This is a genomic window from Hymenobacter qilianensis (genome assembly GCF_014489555.1).
GTDB classification, from domain to species: Bacteria; Bacteroidota; Bacteroidia; order Cytophagales; family Hymenobacteraceae; genus Hymenobacter; species Hymenobacter qilianensis.
The window spans coordinates 1-21,956 of the sequence record NZ_CP060787.1 but is presented as its reverse complement, the minus strand read 5'-3'; the positions used below and the strand labels follow the sequence as shown (position 1 = coordinate 21,956).

Below are 21,956 nucleotides of genomic sequence, written 5' to 3'. Positions count from 1 at the left end.
AACGTCGGGCAACTCTTTGCCCTTTTGATTCTGCTTCTTATAGGAGGAGAGTATTATACCTTGCTTAAGAGCGATGAGGTAGCCGCCGCCAGGGCCGTGCAGCTCACGCCGGCTAGCGAGGTAGCTGAACTGACCCCCAAGGAGAAGTTAGCCGCCCGGATAGCTGTTATTAAGGAGAGGCAGCGCCAGCGCAAACTTGCCAAAGCGCAGATGCAAGCTGAGGCAGCAGGAACGCCTAGTATTCCTACCCATGCTACGGAGCAGACGCTTACTACTAGGGTATCCAGCGCGCAGGCCGTAACCAAGGCCGGACAGAGCATCAAGGGTAAGCTATTAGTCAGGGCCGCGAAGTTCTACGGCTCAGCCGGCATCCTCTTACGCGGGCTATTGGTAGTAGCCAGCCTTGTACTCGTATTCGTGCAGAAAACGCCCGCAGAGGAACCGGGAACACCGAAGCATAAGAAGATAGACCCCAAAGCGCGGCAAGTCATTACAGCGATTTGCTTGGGTATGCTGCTACTCGGAGCGTACCTGCTACTCACTATCCATACGTTCACTCCGGGCTTTATTACGTTTGGTTATCCAGCTGCCGCTGCCGCCGTGCTGGCCAGTGGTGGTATAGCTGGTTTCCTGTGGGCTGGTGCCAAGCGGCCTGCCTTCGGGCTGACGACAGAGCGTAAAAAAGTAGTTAAAGAAGATGCTGTTTATCTTCCTACCAGTGATGGCGGCTGGATTACCATAGCCAACCCGTACCGGGGCGTTATGGTACTGGGTGGCGCAGGAGCCGGCAAGACCTACTCGATAGGGGAGCCCTTGATCATCCAGTTTGCTAAGCGTAACTTTTCGGGCCTCATCTATGACTTTAAGTTTCCAGTGCTGGCAGAGGTTGCCCAGAAAGCTATCGTAGTGGCTGACCGTTACAAACAGGCTGAGAAGGAGAAAGCGGCCAAGCTAGCGGCTAGCCCATGGGGCAAGCTGCAAGCGAAGCTATACGCGAAGGAGCCAGTAAGGGAGGAGCCACCCGTACAGCTACACATCATCAACTTCCGTGACCTTACGCGCAGTGAGCGCGTGAATCCGATACGCGCACTCGATATGCCCGTGGTTGCGTTTGCCGAGGAGTACAGCCGGGCCATTATCAATAATCTAAATCCATCCAGCATTAAAAAGATGGAGTTCTTTGATACCAGCGCCGTAGCTTATTTAACGGCCATTATGTGGTTTTACAAGAAGCACTATCCAGCGTATTGCACCATTCCCCACGTCGTAGCTACAGCTATGCATAAGGACTACCGCCACGTCCTGAGTATGCTGGAAACCGACCTAGAAAGCGGTGATCAGGCCCGTAGCCTTATTTCAGCGGTAGAAACCAAAGCGGACAAACAAGTGGGAGCGATACTGGGCACCTTGCAGGTAAACCTAACCCGCATCAATAGCCCCGAAGTGGTTTGGGTACTGACACCGGATGAAGAAAACGGGGAAGGTTTCTCGTTGGATCTAAATAACCGGGTGGCGCCGAAGCTACTTTGCATTGGCAACGACCCGACCCTAAAAGAAACGTTTTCCCCGGTCGTAAGCTGCCTTATCACCGTGGCGATTAAGCTTATGAATCAGCAGGACAAGCACCGCTCCTACGTGTTCCTGGATGAAGCGGCCACGATGTACGTGCCTGGTCTGGAAACGCTGCCGGCGACAGCGCGAAGCAATAAGGTTGCTACTATCTACATGACACAGGGTTTCCCGCAGATGACGGATCTGTACGGCAAGGATAAAATGAATGTGATGGTAGACAACCTGAACAATCAGTTTTATGGCAAGACAAACTCGCTGGAAACGGCTAAGTTTATTTCCGAGCTGGTCGGGCGAGAGGACCGGGAAATGACCAGCACCAGCACCGGCACCAGCCAGGGCGGCAGCGGCCACCGCAACCGATCAACCAACCAGAATACCAGCCTTCAGGAGCGCCACTTGGTTCGGGTGCAGGATACCGTAGGATTGCAGCAGGGAGAGTTTATTGGTCAAACCGTGGAAACCGCGCAGACTTTCTTTAAAGGAACTATTGCCCGGAACGACGTAACAGCAGAGCGTTTTCCTTTGCATCCGTTTGCAACATTTAGTGCCGAAGGGTTAGACCCCGCCGCCGCCCTAAGTCAGACGGTGATGGAGAACTTTCTACGGGTGCGCAAGGAGGCCAACGACATAATTGCCACCTATCCCAATACCTTCGCCGGAGCCAACCAATAAAGTATTTTACGCGCACATTTTCACCTCGCAGCCCATTCAGGCCGGAGGGCTAGTGATACAGGGCTTGAATGAAAACGGTGAGGAATTAAATGCAATTCGCTGGCAGGGAATAGCCAAGTATAGTAACGTATCCCCCCATATTGACGGTATTAATCTGGATAACGTTGACAAGGTTCCTATACGGCAGACCGCGTGTTTAACCTGAGCAGCAATAAGACGTTAGGCGAGCTAGAGGTTGCAGCTGATAAACTTTCGGAACTGGCCTACTCAGTAGCGAAACCATATAGATGTAGGCAATGACAGTAGCGGCATAGAACGCTATCCATCATCTAACAGTAAAACCCATGCAAAAAGACGAGCTAGCTTTCCTAGAAGATATGTTTGCTGCCACGGAGCTGCTAGAGTGCGCGACGTGTGGTGAGGCAACATTACACGCCCACGAGGAAGTATTAGAAGTGTACACAGTCGGCACGAAACTAAGAATGCAGTGTACCTGCTGTCAAACGTCCCGGTCATGGATAGATTGGACGCCACCACAGACTAAGGCCAACCTCCACTAACACCAGAAACCCCGCCAGCATCGGGGTTTTTATTCGCCTAACCGACCACGCAGCTAACAAAAGGCCCCTGTTAATCTTAAAGGCCCATGCAAGTGCGAAGCAGAACGTTTTAAGGTGTATCTACTAGTTATTGGGATGCATTAGAGCTTTCCATGATCATAAGAAGCAGAGTCCTAGCAGATATACACTTTACTTGCAGCCTTGATTTCTATATGAGCCTTATTTACCCTAGCCTATTAAGGCCAAATTCGACCGAAGCCTTAACCATCAGCGGCCATATTTTAACGGTTCCTAAAGTTGAATTGCAGCTTCGACGTTGGGAGGGAACCCCCCTAAGCAACACGTTCGGCAATAAGCCCCTCATCTATTTTGGGGGCCAGCCTGTTTTTGCCGAGGTATGCATCTATGAGTTACTACGTCTTTCCGGTTGGCAGGCCCGATGGGTAGAAACCTACGGAGCTGGGGCAATGACACCCAATCATTTTACCCGCTGGGCTGATGCCGGTTTGGCCGGGCAGCAGCACGAGCCCATTACCGACCCTACGATGCTGACCTTATTGCATCAGATTGCCCAGGCCAACGGCAATACCTATGCGGGCTGTTGGGATGTAGTTGGCTGGCAGGGGGAGACTGTTTTATTTGCCGAATTGAAACGCCATAAAAAAGACCGTATCCGGCCGACTCAGCCGCGCTGGCTGGAAGCGGGCTTGCAGTTGGGCTTGCAGCCCGATAACTTTCTGCTAGTGGAGTGGGATTTTACGATACTTCCTAGTTAACCAACATCAACTCTTCTAGCCGGGTAGTGAACGCAGGCGAGCGCCATTGGGCTTTCCCCTGCCAGGGAGGAGGCATTTTACCGCTCGTAGTAGCCTAGTAGTTAGGAACCGGAACCGTCGTAACAATTTGCACCGTTCCGCGCCCGAAACGCTGATTTAAAGCGTCGAGGCTGGGCATTAGCCCGGCCGCATAGAAACCTTTGGCGGTACTGTTGACAAAATATGCCCCGCTACTTGGAAAGGGCTTATTTTGCATCGTGCATTATACCGACTTTGAAACCCGCTGGCTGAAATCAGGCGGCGCGGAGCGGGCTAACTACGGCCTGTTTCTGCAAGACCTCTGCGACTTACTCGGCGTACCGCGCCCCGATCCTACTACTGATAACCCTGCCCAAGATGCGTACGTGTTGGAGCGGGCTGTGACGTTTGAGGACGGGGGGGGCAAGCAGACCACCGGCCGAATAGACTTGTATAAGCGAGGCTGTTTCGTGTTGGAAACCAAACAGGGCACGAACAGCCCCGACGAGCAGGCCGCCGCTGAGAAAGCGCAGCTAGGCTTGCCCGCCGAGAAGCGCCGCAAAGGCCACGCCGTGCGCGGCACGGCCAAATGGGAGCAGATGATGAAGGCGGCCCAGCAGCAGGCGCTGCGCTACGTCCGGGCCCTGCCGGCCTCGGAGCCACGCCCACCGTTCGTGGTCGTGGTGGACGTGGGGCACTGCGTGGACGTGTACAGCAACTTTGCCGGCGTGGGGGATACCTACGTGCCCTTTCCGGATGCCGCGCATTCCCGCTTCTACCTGCCAGCGCTGGCCCAGCCCGCGCTCCGGGCGCAGCTGCAGCTGCTCTTTACGGATCCGCAGCAGCTCGACCCCGGCCGCCGCGCCGCCCAGGTGACGCGCCAACTCGCCGGCTACCTGGCCGGGCTGAGCACCCAGCTGGAAAAAGCGGGTCACCCCTCCGACGTGGTGGCGCAGTTTCTGATGCGCTGCCTGTTCACCATGTTTGCCGAGGACGTGCAGCTGATTCCCGCCGATTCATTCAAAGGGCTGCTGGCCACGTACGCGGAAACCGAAGAATCGCGGGGCTACCTGCCCGACGCGCTGCAAGGCTTGTGGACTGTGATGGACAAAGGCGGCTTTTCCCCCGAGCTACGGACCAAGCTCCGGCGCTTTAACGGCCACCTATTCCACGATGCGAAGGCATTGCCCCTGAACGCGGACCAAATAAAATTGCTGGAACTCGCCGCTGAGGCTAACTGGACGGAAGTGGAGCCGGCCATCTTCGGCACCCTGCTGGAGCGGGCCCTAGACCCGTCCGAGCGCCATAGCTTGGGCGCACACTATACGCCCCGGCGCTACGTCGAGAGGTTGGTATTGCCCACTGTCATTGAACCGCTCCGCCGCGAGTGGGCCGCCGCGCAGGCGGCCAGCGCCACCCGTTTGGACGAAGGCAAGGGCAACAAGGCCGTGGCTGACGCCCGCGAGGAAGTGCTGAAATTCCTGCGCCGGCTCACATCGGTGAAGATTCTGGACCCGGCGTGTGGGTCAGGCAACTTCCTGTACGTGACGCTGGAGCATCTCAAGCGCCTGGAAGGCGAGGTGCTGACGACGCTGGCGAAGCTTGGCGGCTCTGGGCGCTTAGATTTGGGCGACGGCACTACCGTTAGCCCCCGGCAGCTGCTCGGAATGGAATTGAACCCCCGCGCTGCGGCCATTGCCGACGTGGTATTGCGCATCGGCTACTTGCAGTGGCACTTGCGGTCCCACGGTCTCACGCAACTGGCGGAGCCATTACTTGATAACTATCAGAATATCAAGCAGCAGGATGCCGTGTTAGGGCACAACGAGGATTACAGCATGACGTGGCCCGCTGAGTGGCCCGCGGCGGACTTTATTGTGGGTAACCCACCGTTTGTGGGTGACAAGGCCATGCGGCGGGCGCTGGGTGACGGTTACGTAGATGCCTTGCGGAAGACCTACAAAGGCAAAGTAGACGAATCGGCCGACCTAGTCATGTATTGGTGGGAACGGGCGGCCGATGTGACCCGCCTGGGCCACACGGAAGCGTTTGGATTTATTACCACCAACTCCATCACTCAAACGTTCAACCGCCGCCTTATTCAGCGACACCTGGCGGCCTCGCCGCCGCTGTCGCTCACTTTTGCCATTCCCGACCACCCGTGGGTCGATAGCGCCGACGGTGCGGCCGTGCGCATTGCCATGAGCGTAGGACGTGCCGGTACGCACACGGGCAAGGTCGCGTCGGTGATGCGTGAAACTGCAACAAAAGATGACGATGCTCCCACGGTGGAACTGGCGGAAGCCGATGGGGTCATCAACGCGGATTTCACGACCGGAGCCGATGTGGCGGCGGCACAGGCCCTCAAATCTAATGAAGGTATTTCCAGCAACGGCATGATGCTGGCAGGTGCTGGCTTCATTGTCACCGAGACCCAGGCTCACGCATTGGGGTTGGGCACAGTCTCCGGTCTGGAAACGCGAATTCGGCCGTACCGCAACGGTAAAGACCTTACCGCCCGGCCCCGGGGCGTGTACTTGGTAGACTTATTCGGCCTTACTGAAGCCGAGGCAATTCGCGAATATCCGGCGGTGTACCAGCACTTATATATCCACGTCAAGCCTGAACGCGACCATAACAACCGCAAGAAGCTCAAAGAAATCTGGTGGCAATTTGGTGAGACCCGCAAGGGTCTACGTTTGGCCTTGCACGGACTACCGCGCTACATTGCCACGGCCGAAACAGCGAAGCACCGCATTTTTCAATTCTTGGATGCTGGCATAGCACCTGACCACATGCTTGTAGCACTGGCCCTCGACGATGCTTTCCATTTGGGTGTGTTATCAAGCAGAATGCACCGCACCTGGGCTTTGGCTGCCGGGGGAAGGATGGGGATGGGTAATGACCCTCGCTATAACAGCTCCCGTTGCCTACTGCCTTTCCCGTTCCCCACGGCAACGGACGCCCAAAAAGCCCACATTCGCGAATTAGCCGAGGACCTTGATACCCACCGAAAGCGCCAGCAGGCACAATACCCTAACCTTGCGCTCACCGACCTCTACAACGTGATGGAAAAACTGCGGAGTGGCCAGGCACTCACGGCTAAAGAGCAGACGACCCACGAGCAGGGCTTGGCGGCCGTGGTGCTCAGTCTGCATCAGCAGCTTGATGCTGCCGTAGCTGATGCCTACGGCTGGCCCGCAACACTAAGCGACGCTGAGCTTCTGACGCGCTTGGTACAATTGAATCAGCAGCGGGCGGCCGAAGAAGCGGATGGTACTGTGCGATACTTGAGGCCCGAATACCAGGCGCCCGGCCAGCTACAGAGCACTATGGCCTTACCGACTATGGTAGTAGCTGCAGCCGATGTAGTCACAGGTGAGACACAACCGTGGCCAACTGAATTGGCACAGCAGATGTTCGCCGTGCGTGCCATCGTCCAGCAAGCAGCTGGCGAGGCCCTGAGCAGCGCCCAGGTAGCGGCCCGGTTTCGGCGCACCAAGGCCGACAAGGTGAAGCCCCTACTCGACACGCTGGCCATGATGTCGCTAGTGCGCCACTTGGAACCGGAAGATACATACGCTGCTTAAATCAACCCTTTCGCTTGACTACAATGGAAGACCACATTTCCCCCATGAGCTACGAAGCATTCATCAGGCGTGCCCACGGTTGTGAGCGTAACCAAAAAGGTGCTTCGTGCGATTATTTCCGCAACCTGCAAAACACCGAATCCGGCCAGTTAAAACTACGGGGTTTGGGGACTGCTGAAAAGCAGCTAGCTGCCGTGAAAGGTCATCTTACCAAAGCTATCCAGGCTTTTTTGAAACCTAGAAGGGGTCGTAAGCTCACTTCCGACGAAGCGGCTCAACTGGAAGGGTTGCAACTCTCTATTGAGCGTAGCTACGGTTCCGCTGACCTTATTCCGTTAGTCAAGCGGGGCCTCGACATCACGCAGCCTTATAAAGAGGCCTAAGCAGCTATTCTCGTTCGTTGCCTTCTGCCAGGACATTCTTGGTGGTCACTTTATCGCCGTTCCGTTTATGACCGACATTCTACTAAGTTTTCTAGCTATTCGGGAGCAGCCGTTTGCATTTACGGTGTATCGAAAACTCTATGACGGCGCGCAAAAGACGGAGGACAGCTTGTGGATATACCCCTTGCCTGAAGAGCCGGGCGACGATGAATTCAAGCGCTATTACGTGGCTTTTGAGCCTATTCCGGGTTTTGTTGCCTATGAATGTCCAGCCCGCGCCAACCGCAATCTAACGTGCCGGGTGCTCACGCTCATGGTGCAGCAGCGAGCGGAGGCGGCTGGTATCGACCATTCCACCAAGCTACGGGGATTTCATAATTCTATTGACCTATACACCGAAAGCTTCACCAAGGGCAAGCGGGCCCTCGTGCTAGAGCCCTACTACTTGGAGAGCAAGCGGCAATTCGGCTTCTTAGTGGATGTGCGCTTCCGAGCGAATAAGAGCTATCCAAAGGGCGATGCAGAAACGCTACAATTGAGCTTCAGTAACAGTCGTAACGGTGGTGTAAACAAAAATTTTTACGGTGACAAGTACAACTACGTGACCGCGCAGCTCAGTCGGCTCTTGCCCCAACTCGGTCCGCTGGTTTGGCAGGACCTGCAGTTATCGCTGGTCGAAGCATTTTCCACCGTTACCGCGACGACGCTGGCCAAAAAACAATATATCTTCAAAAACGACAATTACGATTACAATCAATTTAGCGGTATCCGTCGCTACGGTCCGTACCGGCCGGGTCCGTCGGATTGCACGTTTGTCTTCCTTCTCGAAGAGCGGTACCGAGCCTTCGCCAACAAGCTGTTTTTAAGCCTTACCGGCAAGCGCAACCCAGATACTTTCAAGGGCATGCACGAAATGTTTCAAGTAGATATTGGCAAGAACAACATCGTGCAAATACCGCTTCTTGACACCAGCGAGCCGCACTTAGCTGGCGCCGTAGAGCAAGTACGACAGCTGCAGACCGAACGCCCAAACGAGCACCTGATAACCATCTTTGTAGAAGAAAACAACCACGCTGACGAGCCGGGCGTTTCGGAAACCTACTATTACCTCAAGTACCACTTAACCAAGCTGCAAATTCCCTTGCAGGTGCTCAGCCACGAGAAAATTAGTGTGGACAGTACGCTGAAGTGGTCCACATCCAATATCGGCTTGGCCTTATTTGCCAAGCTGGGCGGCATTCCCTGGATAGTGAAGCCGAGCATTTCCAACTGCCTGATTTTAGGCATTGGCAGTGCCCACAAATTCAATGACCAAGGCCAGATTGAGCGGTTCTTTGCGTATTCCGTTTGCCTGGATTCTTCCGGGATTTACCGAAAGCTCGAAGTGCTAGCCGATGACCATTCCGAAGAATCGTATCTGAGTGCCTTGCAGCGCAACCTAGTGAGCTTGTTGGGAAGCCCGGAGTTTGCCGGTTACACCAAGTGCGCCCTGCACCTGCCTTTCAAAATCAAGCACCGGGAAATTGATTCCATCAAAGCCGCCATTGAGAAAGTGCGCAGCATGGAATTCAAGGTGCTTAAAATCAATGTAAAGAATAAGTTTTTTGGCTATAGTAACCACAACACCAAAACCCCTTATGCCAGCACGTTAGTTGAGCTAAACCCGCATGAGTTTTTGGTATGGTTTGAAGGCTTGCAGCAAGGGAAAGAAGTGCTTAATGAGCGTATTAGCCCCCCGGTGCATATTGAGTTTTTGCACTCGGCTCATACTTCGCGTGAATCAGTTTATCCTTACCTCCAGGATGCCATCAACCTAACCGGTACCAACTGGCGGGGCTTCAATGCCAAGGTGAAAGTCATCTCCATTTATTACTCCTCCATTATCACGGATTACTGCACCCACTTCGAGCAATTCCCGGATTTTCGAAAGGATATGCTGTCGCTGCATTCACCCTGGTTTCTGTAAGCTAGTATTTATGAGCATTGAGCGCGACAACGTCTTGTTTTTGCTGGGAGCTGGTTGCAGTCGTGACGCCGGCATACCCGTGTCGGCGGAGATGGTAAACAACGTGCACCGCCTCGTGAACGAAGACACCGCCTGGAAGCCGTACAAAGACCTTTACTACTACCTGCGTAGCTCCATTCAATTCGCGGATGGCATTTTCGGCAACTTTCAAGCTTCTTTCAATATCGAAAAGCTCATCATCGTGATGTCTGAAATCGAGAAGAAGGAGCGTAACCTTATTTATCCATTCATAGGGGCTTGGGACAACCGCCTGTTGGACTTGGCCGGTCCCGAATTTAGTCACCTAACAGAGTTCAAACGCCTAATAACAAACGAGCTGGTTAGCGACTGGGTGAAGCCCTCCCTGTACAAGGATGCCGCGTACTACGGCGGGTTCAAGGACTTGATGTTCGGCAACAACGGCATTGGCATCAACATCAAGGTGTTTAGCTTAAACTATGACCTCTGCTTTGAGAAGGTCGTGGGCAAAGACAACATCGAACTGGGGTTTGACGAGAACACTCGTGAGTGGAGCTATAATAGCTTCACGCGAGGCGATGAAAAGAACTTCACCTTGTACAAACTACACGGCTCGCTGGACTGGTACACTGACCCCAAAACGCATAAGCTGATGCAGGCGGAAGACCCGTCCCGCGACCCAGTCCTAATTTTTGGAACGAGCAACAAGCTGCGCGCCATTGACCCGTACCTTTTCTATATCTATGAGTTTCGGCGGCTCTGCTTCCTGACTGACTTGCGGCTCATTGTGTGCATCGGTTACAGCTTTGCCGACGACCACATTAACGACATAATCGCCCAGGCGCTGAAAAGCAATGCCCAAGCCTGCGTTCTGGCCACGGTTTGGAATGCTGCCGATGATTATAAGGACTACGTTCGCAAATCACTAGGCTTAGCATCTGGCAGCAATCAGGTGCTTTTTGAAGAAAGCAAAGCCAAGGATTTCTTGGGAGCTATGGTGTCCAAAGAGTACCTCGAATCCAAATTCCTGCCCGATGAGTTGCCCTTTTCGGTCTGACGCCGAAGTTGCTACTACTCATTGGTCCAACCACTAAACGCCAGCATGAGAACTAAAGTAGAAGAATATGACGGCCAACTTGTTCGGGTTAGTTTTTTTCCTGAATCAGAGGCGGAAAGAACTGTGCTGTTGTCCGTTCGCAACGGCCTACCTAGCGACAGCGCTGAATTAAACGTAATGGACTGGGTTAACTCAGCTATGAAGCGAGAAGGCTTAGGTCCACACGAAATATTGGGTTTTGAGGACGTGTTTAACAATGTGTACTATGTCTTTCGAGTCCAACGCTCCCCAAGAGGTATTGGGTATTGAGATGGGATTGTGGCTAGGTTTCAGTGTCCCGTAATGTATAACAGTACCACCAGTAATACTGGTAATATTCTTTTAACTGTATACAGCAGCCCATAAGCTGCCACTGTTTCACCACGTATCCCCACTCCATGCCTGCATCCACACGAACCAGCGTTTTTATTAGCTACAGCCACGCCGATGAAAGATGGCGGAAACTCGTTGAAAAGCACCTGGCTCCGCTCGGGCGTGACCATAGCTTACGGGTGTGGAGTGACCAGAACTTAAAGGCTGGCGAGCCTTGGCTGGCCCGAATACGCCGCGAATTGGCGACGGCCCGGGTAGGAATAATGTTGGTCAGTCACAACTTCATGGCGTCGGACTTTATTCATTCCGATGAGTTGCCGCCGCTGCTTCTAGCAGCCAAGAAAGAAGGGGTGACCCTGTTGACCGTAGTGGTCGGGCATTGCCATTTTGCCAACTCGCCACTTAGTAAGCTGCAGGCGTTTAACAAGCCGGATAAGCCGCTGGAGGCGCTGACCATTCCGCAACGGAACAAGGAAATGGCGCGGCTCTGTGCCATGGTGATGAAGATTTTTGGGTTGAAGCCCGGGGCCGCGAAACCTGACGCAGCTAAACCAGCAGTTTTGAAAAAATCTACTGCTCCCGCCTCACCCAAGCGGTTAACCCCGTCTGCTGCTAAAGTAGCCCCGACCCCTGAGGCTACTGCCAAATCCAAAGCTATTGCCAAATCTAAGGCCATAGCTAAAAACAAAGCGGCAGGAGCCAAGCCTAAGCCAGCCGCAAAGCCGACTACCAAACCGGCTGCGAAGACGGTGCCCAAACCAGCTAAAAAGGCCGCACCTCATAGCAAGAAATGATTCGCTCTCCCACGCCCTTGTATCGGCGAAGGGATAGCACTGCTTCTTTTACATACTGTAAAAACTTCCTAATCGATACCTATTGTCTATAGGAAAGGCCACTTTTTACAGTGGCCTTTCAGTAAACTGGGTTTTTGCTATTGATACTGGTTTGGGTTTGCTCGTCGCTATGCCGGGTAGCTCGTTCCACGCTTCTAGGTCAACGCATGACATGCTAGGAAGACCTGTTCCAAGAATGTCACACGCTGCACTACCTTAGCCGAGCGTTCTTAATTAAAGCGCCTGGTTCATGCTCTACGTTGCGTATCACCGGGTGAGTACTGCTCGCCAAGGCCAGTCTGGTTTAGGGATAGAAGCCCAGCAAGCGGCCGTGCTCGCGTTTGCCAAAGATCGCCACCTGAGTTTGTGGCGAGCGGGGCGTCTCAGCAAACGACCACTACCCAAGGCCTTCTGGTTTTTATAGCCCTAAGAATTAGCTACCCGAACTGCGGCACTTTGCGTAAGCCTACGGCTTGGTCATAGATTATTCGGTTGCTAGCTACATCAGCTTAACTGACCACAAATTATTGGAAGCAACTTGTTTGAATTCTGCCGCTGCTGCCTGTTCATACTGTGCTCGCGTGGCTGCGGAGTGGTACATATCTGACCGCCGAACTTTGGTTAGATATAACCATTGCCAAAAGCGCTTCATTAGCCCCATTTTAGCCGAAAAGAATAAATCAATCAGCTTTAAACTAATCACAATGCCTACGCCTGCTAAGAGTACACCGGTATGGACTTGATCTTTTATTAATACTCCCCCTACTGCACAAGCTATACCTAGACTCGCTTCAACTAATCGTGCAATGCGCAGGCTGTTACGCAAGTGTCGATGAGTACTGGCTAGAATGGCCGAGCTCAGAGTTTCGGTCGCAACATCACGCTCAGTGGCTGCTGCTTGCCGCTCATTAGCCGCTACCGTGAGTTGCTGTTGGTTATATGCCTCCTGCTCTAGACGAGCATCTTCACTGCGTATTTTCTCTAGCGCACGCTCCTGCTCAGCTTCCTCGGCCTTGCGTTGCGCAACTTCCAGTTGAGTTTCTAGCTCGGTGCGGGCAAATTCACTGAATGTAGGTAGCGTCAATTCAGCTTCATAATTACGAGCGTTGGTATAGCGCTTGTCTGAATACGCTTTAAGTAGCGTGGATATTGCCTTAGGGTCTGTTGTGAAGCTACTGACCTGATTGACGTATCGTACTATTTCCACACCAGTGAACTCTTGGCCGACTATGCTCTTTTTAAGAAATTTGGTGAAGGTGATGTAATCCGCTTCCTTGACATTAGCCGACAAAGAGGCATGCAGCAAAAATGCTTGTGCCGGAAATAGCACTTCACTAACTCCTTGATCGCTTGATTCTATAGCCAAAATTTCCGCTAGCATTCGGTCAGTGCTCAGATAAAAGCATTTCACATCCGAAAAGCTGGTATTATTAAAAGCGCGTGCACCCCTTACGTACAAGATGTTGTAGGCGTCAACTTGCGCTGCACTACCGGTATAGCGTAGTACCCGACGGGCTTTTTTCCCCTCAAACAGTTCTTGGCTTAAGCCTTCTACTTCCCGTTTGGTCACCTCCACATCTCGGGTGACGGGACGAAGCTTGTAGATATCTTCAAATCGACGAAAATCGGCCATTAATTTTAACTCGTACTGCTCAGGAGTAGCGACTACCCCAACTTTCTTGTAGCGATAATATTGGTTAGCAAAGCCTTCTTGGATAGCTAAATCACCACCTATAAGAGTGTCTTCCACAAGTTGAGTGGCTTGGTTATTAAAGCGCTTTAGCATAGCCACGGCCTGTTCCCGCTTGCGCTTTAACTCTTCGTATGTTTGAGCTGTGTAGCGAAACTCCACGCCTTGGTGCAGGCAAGCTGTTACCAACTCCTCCATATTAGCCTGCTCCTGTACGCCATCAATTCCCATAAGGCGGAAAATGACATTGGCATCAAGCAAGTACACTTTGCCCTTAAACAGGTTGGCGGTAAAATCTTTCACGCCTTTACCTGATGTAACTATCGCAAACTCTAACGCTTTATAAAAGAGCCGAAAAATAGCGTTGTCTTTGGCCCGATTCTCATATTCAAGAAATCTGTTAAATACTTTTATGTTTTCAACCGGAAACTTGCCTTTTATTTCTTCGGCAAGCAAGGCTTTTACATTAGCCCCCGCTAGACCTTGGATGTTTTCGTAAATCGACTGGTGAATCATCTCCACCAAGATTTCAGCTAACTCTTCAGGTAGCGCTTCCTGCCGTAGGAAGCGGCGAGCGTGCTGCTCAATAGAGTTCGCGTCTGAAGTATGACACAGGTTGTCATACAAGCCTACTTCTAGAGATAGGAGTACATCGTTTTTTAATGGTTCGGTGCGTACGTAATCTACTTTTGACAACACATTTTTAAGATGTTGTCGGGAGGTGGGTATGCCAATCTCATGCACTACGTAGTCCAAGCATTCGCTAAGCGAAGTGCGCTCATTATTGCGTTGGTATATGTAATCACAAACAACTGAGACTAACACTTTATTGAATTTAGCCCCATCCATATCATCAAGCATGCAGCTCAAGCGGAAGAGGTTAAATTTAGCCATGTCAGTCGCGACAACTTGTTTATTTACAGTTTGTAAACGTTCTATCATTATGAAATAACTATTGGCCTACTGTGATGCTACACCTGCGTAATAACCAGCTAGGCACTAAAAAATGAGCGATAGTATTGCACTATATTCAGACAATCTGACCTAATGAAAAACCAAAAGCAAACAGGTAGGAGAGAGAAGGAGAGAGCAAATAGATCCTAGCATCTAGAATTATAGAAGCTAGAGGTAAATAGTCTTGCATTCGTGCTCGAAACATGATTTTACTTAGGTCTTTCAGAATGTAAGCTTATCGTATCAGCTTACTGTGCAAACAGTTCAACTTGATAGGGCACGCTGTGTACTACGAAAAGCTTGGCGCGAAACTCGTACCAGGTAGAGCAAGTCTGCATCAGGGCAATGGCTTCGTCTCGGTACTGCTCCAGTTCCGCTTGACCTTCGGCGTTCAGAAATTGAAAATGTTTATAGGCTCGACTGCCCCCAAATCTTTTTGGATTAAACACACGCAGCGTTGGCAATACCTCTTGTGAAAAACGATTGTAGATCAATTCATTAATCCACACGGCTACCACGGCAGGCTTGATATAGCTTGCTGGGTCTAGGTCATGCCAGCCGTTCAAACGGTAAATTTCCGAGAAGAACGGTATTGATCGGGGAAACCGAGGCTCGTAAGGTTGACGCTTCGATGCAATTAAAGCTTTGAGGGCGCCGAGCGAGGTAGTACCACCACCGATTAGCTCGATCACTTCTTGGTCTCGCTGCTTTTTTAGCTCCTGCTGTTTCCGGTTAAGATCTTCGGTTTGTTGCAGCAGTAAGCCAGAAAGCAACGAGCGTTCCAGCTTCTCCTCTTGGCTTATTTCAACGTGACGAATGTTTTCGATCGGAAAGCCAGGCGAGGCTAAACTCTCTTGCTCTGCGGGGGCGTTTGTCTTTTTAGATTTCTTCATGACTGCTACGCGTACACTTTGGATTTGATTTTTTGAATTTTCTCTTCAACCATCTCCTGACCGTGGCAAGTCATGTCAATGAGGTCAACAGCACGGTTGACGTCGGGAGAGTTAGCTCGCGCCCGAGCCCAAGCCGTTCGATTGTTTGATTCGAACGCCGTGAAAACATAAGGGAAACTAGGATGAACGTGGTTCTCCGCTGCAAACTCGGCGACATATTCTGGATCATTAATGAATCGGCGCACTTGGTCAGTTTTCTCTTTCGAGAATAAGTACCCTCGCGCAAACGCATCTGCCTCCTTTTCCCGCTCGCGAACGGACAATTGCTCGTTGGAATCGTCCGTTAGATGATATTTACTAGCCTTAATTTCGTCCCAGTCAAAGAGCACATGGTACAACTCGTGAATGAGGGCAAACCAGACAGTGGAGTAGAAGCCGACGTAATTGGTTAGCGCGATACACGGCTTGTTATTAACGTTGAACGTCGCCCCCGCAGCTGCAAGGTCTGCAGTGATTGCTGGAAGATGACGGTAATGCCGACTTTATATAACTGCTTAACTACATCAACTAGGCCTTGGTCTACGTTGGTGGTATACCAGCGCAGCTGTGGGAATAACTTGATCAGTTCATCCCGGCTGTACGGGTAAGGATTATCTATTTCTTTGAAAGCAACCGTGGCGGCGTTAATCCAATAAGACCGCGTCAGGTTATTTTCTGCCTTGAAGTTCCCGGAACTGAAGGCGATGTCCATGCTCGGTTTGCGGTATTCGAAGATGGACTTCAGTCCCAAGCGGGCGGTAAGCCGTTTCTCGATGTGGGCGAAATCAGTGATATTATCGATCAGGCCCGCTTTGCGCAACACCGCCAAGTCAAAGTTTTCCTTAATGAAGTGGATTTTGTCAGGTGTAATTGTGTCAGTTGGAAAGTTCTCTTCCACTACATCCAAGTACAGCTTTAGCAACTGCTCCTTAGGTAGCTGTAGGAAATTGGCCAGCTTGGCGAGGTTAGTAACGTCAACTAATTTTTGGGAACCGCTCAAAATGCCCTTTAGCGTGCGAGGCTGGATGTCCATGAGCTTGCACGCATTCGTTAAGGCCATATCTAATTCCAGAAGCTTTTTATCAAAAAGCGCCTGAAGTGTCTGCTTGTCAGGCTTCATGAGGCCACTGAGCAGAGCATCTATATCGCTGAACTTATCAATCATAGTTGGGTGAAACGGAAAAAATGCGCCGTTACATCAGCAAATATATTGCTTTATATGCCTTTGTAATACGTTTTGACAAATAAAATGCATGATTGCATTAATATTTTTGTCAAAATGAGCAGCTTGTAGAATGCTTTGCCCAGCAAGGCCTCTATTATCTAGTACGACAACATAGCCTGACGCGGTGCCCACACAGAGTAGCAGGCAGACGTAAGAACTGTTATCCAATAAATCTAGACTTAGGTAGACGCAGTGGCTGTAAGTCGGCATGGTCAACTTATTTAAGGACGACACAGTTTTCAGGACGACACACTACAAACCGCCGGTGCCGGTGAGCCCAGAATAAACTAAATTTAGGATTACCACGAAAGTTGTCTTGTCCGGAAATAAGTTGACAGTTTTTCACCCTTAAAACTGTCCTTATGCAAGACCACATTCAGGATTTACTGACTCGCTTTCAGTATAGCGAACAACTCCGAGAAACAGCCGTGTTTCGTATTCTCTTTGGCGGCGAGGAGCCTAGCCAAGTCATGGCCGATTTGGATATCCATAACAGCTACACATTGCGGAACTGGGTGAGTCTGTACCAGCGCAAGATCCAAACAGGGCTGCTTACCTTACCTGCCATGACGACCACGCAAAAGCAGGACATGCAGGCCTTGAAGCAGCGCAATACCGAACTTGAGCAGGCTTTGAAACAAGCAAACTTGCTGATTCTGGCGCTGAACACCATGATTGAGGTAGCGGAAAAAGAACTCAAGATCCCGATCCGAAAAAAGTCTGGTACCAAACAGTACAAAAGCTCCGTTACAACGAGATTGCCAAGGTGAGCGTCGGCCGCCTTTGCCAACTGTTTGGTGTGAGCCGACAAGCTTTTCATCAACGTGAACACTACACCCAACATGCCCACAGCCAATCCATGCTCGTCTTGGACCTGGTCGTGGCCCTACGCAAAGAGATTCCTGGGCTAGGAACCCGCAAGCTCTACTGGCTACTGCAAGAGCCTTTCGCACAAAGTGGGATTCGAATGGGCCGGGATAAGCTGCACAGTTTGCTGCAAGCTCATGGGCTTACGCTCCGGCACAAACGGTCAGCACCAAAAACTACGAACTCAGCGCATGGCTTGCAGAAGTATCCCAATCTGCTCGCCGATCAGCTGATTTCGGCACCCCAGCAAGTCTGGGTGTGCGACATCACGTATCTCTGTATCGGGTTGGGCTTTGGCTATTTATCCTTGATTACGGATGCTTACTCCAAGCTGATTGTGGGTTACTGCCTGCACCCGTTGCTGACCAGCGAAGGATGCTTGCGAGCGCTGGAGATGGCCTTGCACCAGGAACGACCACAGGCAACGACGCTGATTCATCATTCGGATCGGGGAAGCCAGTACTGCAGCTTCCTCTACATCCGCAAACTGAAAGAAGCGGGCATTGCCATCAGCATGAGCCAATACGGTGACCCCTATGAAAATGCCATTGCTGAACGAGTGAATGGCATTCTGAAGACCGACTTTCGACTGAATCAGGTCTTCACTAGTTTTGAGGAAGCGGCTCGGGCAGTGGAGAGAAGTATCCGGAACTACAACCATTTGCGGCCTCACATGAGCTGTGACTACCTGACACCGGCAGTAGCTCATGGCAGTGAACAACCACTGAAAAAGCGTTGGAAGCCCAAGCGCTATAATGCCTCGAAAGAACCCACCGAATCACACTAATTCATGTGATACTTCGTAGTCAAAACCGTCAACAAAATTCCAGGATCGGACAACGGTCAACTTATTTTAGGACGACACAAGTCGCTTGGTTTGTTCACTGAAACGAACGTATAACTGAACAAACCGGCCTAGCGCCTACGACCCGAGGAACCGAAGCCAAAACCAGTCGATTTGGTTCACAAAACTTGTTCAGCAATCAAAGTACAAATAAGGGTACCTTCGGCACGGATAAACTGTACTTTGCCCCATGAACATCGGCTACGCCCGCGTCTCCACCCGTGACCAGAACCTGGAACTGCAACTCGATGCCCTCCACAAGGCCGGCTGCGAAACCATCTACCAGGAAAAGGTGTCCGGGGCCAGCGCCAGCCGCCCGGAGTTGGAGCGGCTGCTCACGCAACTGCGCCGCGGCGACACGGTCATCATCTACAAACTCGACCGCCTGGGGCGATCGCTCAAGCACCTGCTGCAGGTGGTGGGCGACTTGCAGCAGCGGGGGTGGGACTAGTTTCCCTGACCGATGCCATCAACACGACCTCCGCCCAAGGCCGGCTCGTGTTTAACCTGTTCGCCTCCCTGGCCGAGTTCGAGCGGGAGCTGATTCGCGAGCGTACCCATGCCGGGCTGGCCTCGGCCCGGGCGCGGGGCCGGGTGGGCGGCCGCCAGCGGGGACTATCCGAAGAAGCCGAGCGCACGGCCATCATTGCCGAAACGCTCTACCGGGAGCAGCAACTGGGCGTCAACGAGATTGCCCAGCGCTTGCGCATTTCCAAAGTTACCCTCTACAAATATTTGCGCCACCGTAAGGTCATCATCCACGCCCACCGCAAATCAGCCCCGGCCAACCCACCCGTTTAACCTTCGGACTAAGGGGTCGGTAGCGCCTGGTATGTGCGTACCCAGCGGTAGAGCTTCCAATCCTGCTACCGCACCTTGGAGGATGCGCTGGTGAAGTTTTCCGAAAGAAAAACGTAATCCATCCTTCTAATTGAAATTGATAGGCTTCTTCGAACCTTCCCCGGCGCGCCCTCTTCAATATAGGGTGGGCGAAGTCATTTTGTACAGCTAATTAATTTATATTTAATCTAAATAGGCTAGGAAATAGTACCCATCCACTTTAAGTTTGCGGCAGTTTAAACAAATTCTAAATAAGCAAATCATCGCTGACACTAGGCCTATATATGCCTTTGCCCCCGTGCTAGGTAGTATGAGAGCCACAAGCCCCTCCCCAAAGGTGTTTGAGTAGCGCAGAGACTACCGGTTTGCTACGCTGCATTTTTCGTTCGCTGCCGTGACGTACTCCTACCTTTCTTTCTTTCTTAGCTCATCGCTTGTCCAGCGCACGGCGCGGGTAATTCCCGTCCTGCTGCTAACGGCTACTTCGGCCTGGAGCCAGCAGCGCACGGTAACGGGCACCGTGCTGGAGCAGACCTCCGGCAATGCCCTACCAGGCGTGACCGTTGTGGTCAAGGAAACATCCACTGGTACGGCCACCGACGCGGAGGGGCGATTTAGTTTGCCCGCCCAGCCCGGTCAGGTGCTGCTATTCTCCTTTATTGGCTACAGCCCGCGCGAGGTAACGGTGAATACCAGCACCGAGCTGGTCACCGTATCTTTAAGCGAAAGCGTCACGGAATTGGCGGAGGTCGTCGTGACCGGCGCCCTAGGCATTAAGCGCTCGGCGCGGGAGCTGGGCGGGGGCAACCAGCAGATCGAGACGGACCGCCTGAACCAGGGCCGGGTGGTGAATCCATTGCTGGGCTTGTCGGGCAAAGTGGCCGGTTTGCGCATTAACCTCGTGGACAGCAAGGTGGACCCGCAGGTGCAGGTGCTTTTGCGCGGGGCGCGTTCCATCAGCGGCAACAATGCCCCCCTGTACGTGGTGGACGGCGTACCGGTGCCCAACATCAACCGCCTCAACCCCAACGACATCGAAAGCATCAACGTGCTGAAAGGGGCCAACGCCGCCGCCCTCTACGGCTCGGAGGGCGTGAATGGCGCCCTGCTGGTGACCACCAAAACCGGGCAGCGGGGCCAGTCGCGGGTGTCGTACACCAACACCAGCACCTTCGGGCAAGTATACTTGCTGCCCCCCACCCAGAACGAGTTCGGCATGGGCGTCGATGGCGTGTACAATCCCACCCAGTTTGAATCCTGGGGGCCGCGCTTCGACGGCGAAACTCGCCCGGTGGGGTCCGCCCTGGCCGACGGCACCCGCTGGGAGCTGCCGTACGCCCCGGTCGATAACCTCAAGGAAGACCTGTTTCAAACTACCACCACCCAGCAAAACGACCTCTCATTTTCGGGCGGCGACGAGCGAAGCACCTATTTTTTCTCCTTGCAGGATGTAAACACCAAGGGCATCATTCCCGGCGACAAAACCCGCCGCACGGGGGGCGTTTTAACGGCTCGCGCACCTTCGGCAAGCTCGCCACCAGCTACAACTTCAACTACGTGCAGAGCAAAACCGAAACCACCCCCGACGGCCCCTGGATTACCGCCTACCAGATGCCGGCCAACGTGCCGTTTCACGAGCTGCAAGATTTGGCTAACCCCCTGGCCAATCCATCGGGCTTCTTCACCGACATGCAGCAGAACCCTTATTTCCAGATTGCCAACAACCGCCAGCTCAGCGAGCAACAGACCCTCAATGGCAAGGTGGAGTTCAACTATCAGCTGCGGCCCTGGCTGCGCGCTGTCTACCGCGTCGGCCTGTTCAACACCAGCACTGACTCGCGTAGCACCGTGGGCAAGTTTGTGGGCACCGGCCGGCGCAACATCGCCGGCAGCGTCAGCGACGGCAGCGAAACCTTCCGCCGCCTCAACAGCGACCTGATTCTGAACGCGGAAAAGACCTTTGGCGACTTCAACTTCCGCCTACTCGCCGGCCAGAACCTGCGCACCGATAACACCAAATCCACCGGCCTGGCCGCCTCGGCCCTGGTCGTGCCAGACTTATTCAACCCCGAAAACCGGGTGGGCGAGCTCACGGGCAGCGCGGCCATCACCGAATACCGGCAGGTGGCCGGCTACGGTGAGCTGACGGCCGGCTTCCGCAACTTCCTGTTCCTGACTTTCACCGGGCGGCAGGAATGGGTGTCGGTGCTGAGCGAAGAGAACCGCTCCTACTTCTACCCCGGCGTAAGCACTTCCTTCGTCTTCAACGAGGCCATTCCGGCTTTGCGCGACAGCCGGGTGCTGTCCTTCGGCAAGCTGTTCGCTTCTTATAACAAGACCGGCAACGTGAATTTGGCCCCCTACTCTTTGCAAAACGTGTACAGCCAGGGCAACGGCTTCCCCTTCGGCGGCCTGGCCGGCTACCTGCCCGGCACGGTGTACCCCAACCCCGACATTCGACCCGAATTTGTGACTTCCTACGAGGCGGGCTTTCAGGTCGGGCTGTTTGAGGATAGGCTGAACCTGGAGGCCGGCTACGTGTACTCCGACTCGCGCGACCAGATTTTCACGGCCACCACCTCGGCCGCCACCGGCTACCGCTCGGCCCGGGTGAATGCCGCCCGCCTGACTAACAACATCATCGAGGCCACCCTCAGCGGGGACGTGGTGCGCAGCGCTAACCTGCGCTGGAACGTGGGCTTCAACTTTGCCCACATCGACAACCAGGTCAAGGAGCTCTACGGCGACCTGACGTCGGTAAATAAATTCCGCCAGGCCTACGCCATT

The 21,956-nt window shown here is 53.0% G+C and carries 14 protein-coding genes and 2 pseudogenes; 11 read left to right on the top strand and 5 right to left on the bottom strand.

Annotation, left to right across the window (positions count from 1 at the left end; all coding sequences use genetic code 11):
• The first annotated feature begins 24 nt into the window (after positions 1-24).
• A complete protein-coding gene (locus H9L05_RS22330; RefSeq protein ID WP_187734657.1) occupies positions 25-2,244 on the top strand; it encodes a type IV secretory system conjugative DNA transfer family protein in 2,220 nt (739 codons plus the stop codon).
• Positions 2,245-3,106: 862 nt separating this feature from the next.
• Positions 3,107-3,580: a hypothetical protein gene (locus tag H9L05_RS22325; protein ID WP_187734656.1), complete on the top strand. Its 474-nt coding sequence runs from the start codon at positions 3,107-3,109 to the stop codon at positions 3,578-3,580.
• Here the strand turns inward: H9L05_RS22325 and H9L05_RS27135 are convergent.
• A pseudogene (locus H9L05_RS27135) lies at positions 3,573-3,659 on the bottom strand (DUF4113 domain-containing protein); the annotation flags it as partial. The gene H9L05_RS22325 and the pseudogene H9L05_RS27135 overlap by 8 nt on opposite strands.
• Positions 3,660-3,837: 178 nt before the next feature.
• Between H9L05_RS27135 and H9L05_RS22315 the strand changes: the two are divergent.
• The 5 genes from H9L05_RS22315 (at position 3,838) to H9L05_RS22295 (ending at position 11,778) form a co-directional block, all read left to right on the top strand.
• On the top strand, positions 3,838-7,188 hold the full coding sequence (locus H9L05_RS22315) for a class I SAM-dependent DNA methyltransferase (protein ID WP_223285048.1): 3,351 nt from the start codon (positions 3,838-3,840) through the stop codon (positions 7,186-7,188).
• A gap of 23 nt (positions 7,189-7,211) precedes the next feature.
• Positions 7,212-7,571 (top strand): hypothetical protein, encoded by a 360-nt coding sequence (locus tag H9L05_RS22310; RefSeq protein ID WP_187734655.1) that lies wholly within the window; start codon positions 7,212-7,214, stop codon positions 7,569-7,571.
• A gap of 67 nt (positions 7,572-7,638) precedes the next feature.
• Entirely contained in the window at positions 7,639-9,537 is a 1,899-nt protein-coding gene (locus H9L05_RS22305; protein WP_187734654.1) for a Piwi domain-containing protein, read from the top strand.
• 10 nt (positions 9,538-9,547) lie between these two features.
• A complete protein-coding gene (locus tag H9L05_RS22300; protein WP_187734653.1) occupies positions 9,548-10,612 on the top strand; it encodes an SIR2 family protein in 1,065 nt (354 codons plus the stop codon).
• Between the two features lie 437 nt (positions 10,613-11,049).
• Complete coding sequence (locus tag H9L05_RS22295; RefSeq protein ID WP_187734652.1) at positions 11,050-11,778, top strand: toll/interleukin-1 receptor domain-containing protein; 729 nt, start codon at positions 11,050-11,052, stop codon at positions 11,776-11,778.
• A 538-nt stretch (positions 11,779-12,316) separates the two neighbouring features.
• Here H9L05_RS22295 and H9L05_RS22290 read toward each other — a convergent pair.
• The 4 genes from H9L05_RS22290 to H9L05_RS22275 all read right to left on the bottom strand — a co-directional run bounded on the left by H9L05_RS22290 (position 12,317) and on the right by H9L05_RS22275 (position 16,558).
• Positions 12,317-14,449 (bottom strand): hypothetical protein, encoded by a 2,133-nt coding sequence (locus H9L05_RS22290; RefSeq protein WP_187734651.1) that lies wholly within the window; start codon positions 14,447-14,449, stop codon positions 12,317-12,319.
• Between the two features lie 260 nt (positions 14,450-14,709).
• Positions 14,710-15,354 (bottom strand): P63C domain-containing protein, encoded by a 645-nt coding sequence (locus tag H9L05_RS22285; RefSeq protein ID WP_187734650.1) that lies wholly within the window; start codon positions 15,352-15,354, stop codon positions 14,710-14,712.
• Between the two features lie 5 nt (positions 15,355-15,359).
• A complete protein-coding gene (locus H9L05_RS22280) occupies positions 15,360-15,743 on the bottom strand; it encodes a hypothetical protein (RefSeq protein WP_187734649.1) in 384 nt (127 codons plus the stop codon).
• A 59-nt stretch (positions 15,744-15,802) separates the two neighbouring features.
• Positions 15,803-16,558 carry a hypothetical protein gene (locus H9L05_RS22275; protein WP_187734648.1) on the bottom strand — a complete coding sequence of 252 codons (756 nt, stop codon included), beginning with the start codon at positions 16,556-16,558 and terminating at the stop codon, positions 15,803-15,805.
• A gap of 422 nt (positions 16,559-16,980) precedes the next feature.
• Here H9L05_RS22275 and H9L05_RS22270 point away from each other — a divergent pair, with 422 nt between their 5' ends.
• The 4 genes and pseudogenes from H9L05_RS22270 (at position 16,981) to H9L05_RS24490 (ending at position 21,108) form a co-directional block, all read left to right on the top strand.
• Positions 16,981-17,388, top strand: a complete 408-nt coding sequence (locus H9L05_RS22270) for a transposase (protein WP_187734647.1) — start codon at positions 16,981-16,983, stop codon at positions 17,386-17,388.
• Positions 17,385-18,272, top strand: coding sequence for an IS3 family transposase (locus H9L05_RS22265; protein WP_187734646.1), 888 nt, complete (start codon positions 17,385-17,387; stop codon positions 18,270-18,272). The genes H9L05_RS22270 and H9L05_RS22265 overlap by 4 nt, the downstream gene beginning before the upstream one ends.
• Positions 18,273-18,519: 247 nt before the next feature.
• Positions 18,520-19,109: pseudogene (locus H9L05_RS22260) on the top strand (recombinase family protein); the annotation flags it as partial.
• A gap of 454 nt (positions 19,110-19,563) precedes the next feature.
• The gene (locus H9L05_RS24490) at positions 19,564-21,108 is read left to right on the top strand and encodes a carboxypeptidase-like regulatory domain-containing protein (RefSeq protein WP_223285047.1); all 1,545 of its coding nucleotides are present in this window, start codon (positions 19,564-19,566) and stop codon (positions 21,106-21,108) included.
• Positions 21,109-21,956 lie beyond the last annotated feature (848 nt).